Here is a 3,830-nt window from a genome sequence, read left to right as displayed (position 1 = left end):
TCCATGACGATCGAGCGCAGCGGCGCCAGCCCGGTGCTGCCCGCCACCATCAGCACGTCGCCACCATCGCGGTCGACCTGTAAGCCGCCGTGCGGGCTGGACAGCCGCCACTGGTCGCCGGGCTGGGTCTCGTTGACGACGGCGTTGCTGACCATGCCGCCCGAAACCGCCCGGACATGAAACTCGATGGCACCGCTGTCATCCGGCGGAATGGCGGGCGTCAGATATCGCCACCGCCGCGGGCACTGCGGCACAGCAACATTGACGTACTGGCCGGCGTGGTAGGGCATCTCGCGGTCCAACTGCAGCCGGACCACCGCCAGGTCGCGGGATACCCGGAGGTGTTCGAGCACCGTGCCCTCCCACCAGGCCGGCCCGTCGTCGGCGTCCGCAGCGCCGCTCATCACCCCGGTGATCAGGTTGAGCGACTGCTGGGCGGCCGCGTCGACGGCGTCGGTCCAGGCCTCGGCCAACTCGTCGCGCAGGGTCGCATGCAATGCCTGGCTTAACGTCTCGTAATGCTCGGGCAGCACCCCGTATTTGCGATGGTCGCGTCCCAGCTGAGCCAAAAACGCCACCGGTTCTTCCGCTCGCTGGGCAACCAGCTCGCCGTAGACCCAGTTCAACGCGTGGGCGAAGGCGGCCCGCTGGCCGGCCATGTCCGGTGGAAACAGGTCACGCGGCGAAACGTCGAAGGAAAACCAGCGCGTGTAAAAGCGGCCGATGAGCCCATTTGCGTCGTCCGGGTCGATGGCGGCGTGCAATACCGCCAGCGCATCCCGGTCGTTGAGGCTCACGCCCGACGATTTTATGCGGGGTTGAACGTCCCTCGTTACAGCCGGTGAACGCCGTTATACAACACCATCAAACCGATCAGCACGAGGATTCCTGCGAGCAGCGCGGCATTGTTCTTTTCCATCCAGTCCTTGAGCCGGGCCATTGGCTCGTCGAGGCGGTCACCGGCGCCCGCGTAGGCCAACACCGGGATGGCGACCGTGGATGAGGCAACGGCGAGGAAAATCGCACCAGTTATCCCGTCGGCCGCGATGCCGAGCCCGGCGCTGCCGATGGTCAAACCGGCCAAGGCGCACATGGTGAGTACCTCGGGCCGGACCACCACCAGCACCAGCCCTATTACTCCCGCGCGCCCGGGCGTCAGGGTGCTGAAAGACCGCATCCACTTAGGCGACTCGGTGTGGCCGTGCCGGGTCAGCCACTCGTAGATCCCGTACGCGATGAGCGCCAGTCCGGCGACGACGCGCAGCCAGGACGCCCAGGTCGGTGGAGAGTTGCGCAGCCCGCCCAGCGCGCCGGAGGACGCGACGAACACCGCGGTCAGCCCGGCCAGGCCCACCAGCCAGCCGCCGAGGAAGGCGAGGCCCGTCGGCCGCGGTCGCGGCGTTTGTAACACCAGCACCGCCGGGATGATTGAGAACGGCGAGACCGCGACGACGAGCGCCAGCGGAATCAGCGTGGTCAGCACGGAACCCCAACTTCCTGTCACGGGCTGAATCTTCGCATCGACGGCGGTCGCGTGTGTGCCGGACCGGATCCTTTGCCCAGGCTGGGTGGGTATCGCGAGTCAACGCGGCCGGGGTGAAGGGTGTGAAAAACGGGTAGTTCCCGCCCGAAACGGGGCTAACCTCTGTCGATGGGCAAAATAGAACGTGGTAAGGCGCTGACGGCCCAGAGCTGGGATGTCCTTAAAAGTGATGCCTCGCTGTTGCTGTTCCCGGTCCTCTCGACGATCTTGGGAATCGTCGCGACTGGCGTGATCTGCGTCCCGACGCTGGGCTTGCGAGGTGTGCTGGACGTCATCGACAACAAACACCCGATTCATTACCTCATCGACACGCACGACCCGATCTATTACATCGCCGCCTTCGGCTCCGCGTATGCCGCGACGTTCATCGCAGTGTTCTTCAACGTCGCGCTTGCTGCCTGCGCCGTGCGCTCGATGCGTGGTGAGGACACCAGCGTGAGTGAGGGGCTCTCGGCCGCGTTCGGGCGCATCGGCCCGATTCTCGGCTGGACGCTGGTGACGACGACGGTCGGCCTGATCCTGTATGCGCTCAGAGAGAATGGGCTCGCGGGCAAAATCAGCGCCTGGATCGCCGGCGCGGCCTGGTCGATTGCGACGTTCTTCGTGGTGCCAGTACTCGCGCTGGAAGGCAGCGGACCGTTAGCTGCGCTCAAACGCTCGGCGGCGGTGGTGAAGGCACGCTGGGGCGAGAGCGCGACGGGGGCGGTGGCTATCTGGGCGGTTAGCGGGTTCGTCTTCATGCTGATCGTGTTCGTCGGGATGACGGGCTACATCCTGCTGTCTCAAGCCAACCAGCCGCTGGTGGGCGCCGTCGTCCTCGCCATCGCGGCGGCCGCATTCCTTGCGGTCTCGGTGATCTCTAGCGCGCTGAGCCAGATCTTCCGCGTCGCGGTCTACCAGTACGCGACAAACGGCACGGCCCCTAGTGCGTTCGACGGTCGAGAGTTGGAAGCCGCCTTCGACCGGCACTAAGCCTTGCGGCGCAACACCCAGGCCGGAACCCAGTGCGTGACGGTTTTGCGCTTGGGCCCGTAGACGATCGGGTAGGTCACCAGCCCCCACCAGTCGCCCTGCTCGCAGATGCCCCAGCAGGTCAGCCTGCCCTCGACGACTTTGTGTAGCTGCAGGCCGCCTGCGTGATACCGCCCCGAGCGGTGCGGCTCCCGCGGAAACAGCACCGTCAGGTCAACCAGCACGGTGATCGGCGGGCGCACTACCCGAAACGGGTTGCGGACCGGCTGCCCGTTGTATCCGATCGACGCGAGGTCGCCCACCGATCGATCATACGTTCGAGTTCAGCTGCCGGAAAAATTCGCTAGAGTTGAGCGGAACAGACTCAACCTTGACGGCGTTGAACAACGCGACAAGCATTTTGCTAACCCCATTTAGACCCAGATGGAGGCCGGAGTGGACTCTTTTAACCCGACAACCAAGACGCAGGCGGCCCTGACGTCGGCCCTGCAGGCGGCTACCGCCGCCGGCAACCCGGAGATCAGGCCGGCTCATCTGCTGTTGGCGCTGTTGACGCAGAACGACGGGATCGCCGCGCCGTTACTGGAGGCTGTCGGTGTCGAGCCCGCCACTATCCGCACTGAAGCCGAGCGCCTGGTCGACCGGCTGCCGCAGATCAGCGGCGCCAGCGCGCAACCGCAGCTGTCCCGTGAATCGCTGGCTGCCATCACCACCGCGCAGCAACTGGCGACCGAGATGGACGACGAGTACGTCTCCACCGAGCACCTGATGGTGGGGTTGGCCACCGGCGACTCCGACGTCGCCAAGCTGTTGACCGGACACGGTGCCTCACCGCAGGCGTTGCGCGACGCGTTCGTCAAGGTCCGCGGCAGCGCGCGAGTCACCAACCCCGACCCGGAGGCCACCTATCAGGCGCTGGAGAAGTACTCCACCGACCTGACCGCCCGCGCCCGCGAAGGCAAACTCGACCCAGTTATCGGGCGGGACAACGAGATTCGCCGCGTCGTCCAGGTTTTGAGCCGTCGCACCAAGAACAACCCGGTGCTGATCGGCGAGCCCGGCGTCGGCAAGACCGCGATCGTCGAGGGCCTGGCGCAGCGCATCGTCGCTGGCGACGTGCCCGACAGCCTGCGCGACAAGACTGTCGTCTCGCTGGACTTGGGCTCGATGGTGGCCGGCGCCAAGTATCGCGGCGAGTTCGAGGAACGCCTCAAGGCCGTGCTCGACGACATCAAAAACTCCGCCGGGCAGATCATCACCTTCATCGACGAGCTGCACACCATCGTCGGGGCCGGCGCGACCGGTGAATCGGCGA

The 3,830-nt window shown here is 65.9% G+C and carries 5 protein-coding genes; 2 read left to right on the top strand and 3 right to left on the bottom strand.

Annotation, left to right across the window (positions count from 1 at the left end):
- Positions 1-797 (bottom strand): FAD-binding oxidoreductase (locus tag WAN71_RS00370; RefSeq protein ID WP_422223431.1); only part of this gene is annotated, 797 nt, incomplete at its 3' end.
- A gap of 35 nt (positions 798-832) precedes the next feature.
- On the bottom strand, positions 833-1,504 hold the full coding sequence (locus tag WAN71_RS00365; protein ID WP_422223430.1) for a GAP family protein: 672 nt from the start codon (positions 1,502-1,504) through the stop codon (positions 833-835).
- Positions 1,505-1,804: 300 nt separating this feature from the next.
- On the opposite strand from WAN71_RS00365, the gene WAN71_RS00360 reads away from it, so the two are divergent.
- A complete protein-coding gene (locus tag WAN71_RS00360; protein ID WP_422223429.1) occupies positions 1,805-2,515 on the top strand; it encodes a DUF6159 family protein in 711 nt (236 codons plus the stop codon).
- On the opposite strand, the gene WAN71_RS00355 is transcribed toward WAN71_RS00360, so the two are convergent.
- Positions 2,512-2,817 (bottom strand): hypothetical protein, encoded by a 306-nt coding sequence (locus WAN71_RS00355; RefSeq protein ID WP_422223428.1) that lies wholly within the window; start codon positions 2,815-2,817, stop codon positions 2,512-2,514. The two genes, WAN71_RS00360 and WAN71_RS00355, sit on opposite strands and share 4 nt — an antisense overlap.
- A gap of 133 nt (positions 2,818-2,950) precedes the next feature.
- On the opposite strand from WAN71_RS00355, the gene WAN71_RS00350 reads away from it, so the two are divergent.
- Positions 2,951-3,830: Clp protease N-terminal domain-containing protein (locus WAN71_RS00350; protein WP_422223427.1), on the top strand; the 880-nt coding region annotated here is incomplete at its 3' end.

This window comes from Mycobacterium sp. (assembly GCF_049280035.1).
Classification (GTDB): Bacteria; Actinomycetota; Actinomycetes; order Mycobacteriales; family Mycobacteriaceae; genus Mycobacterium.
Note: the sequence above shows the minus strand (reverse complement) of the source record. Positions and strands in the feature narration are given on the sequence as shown.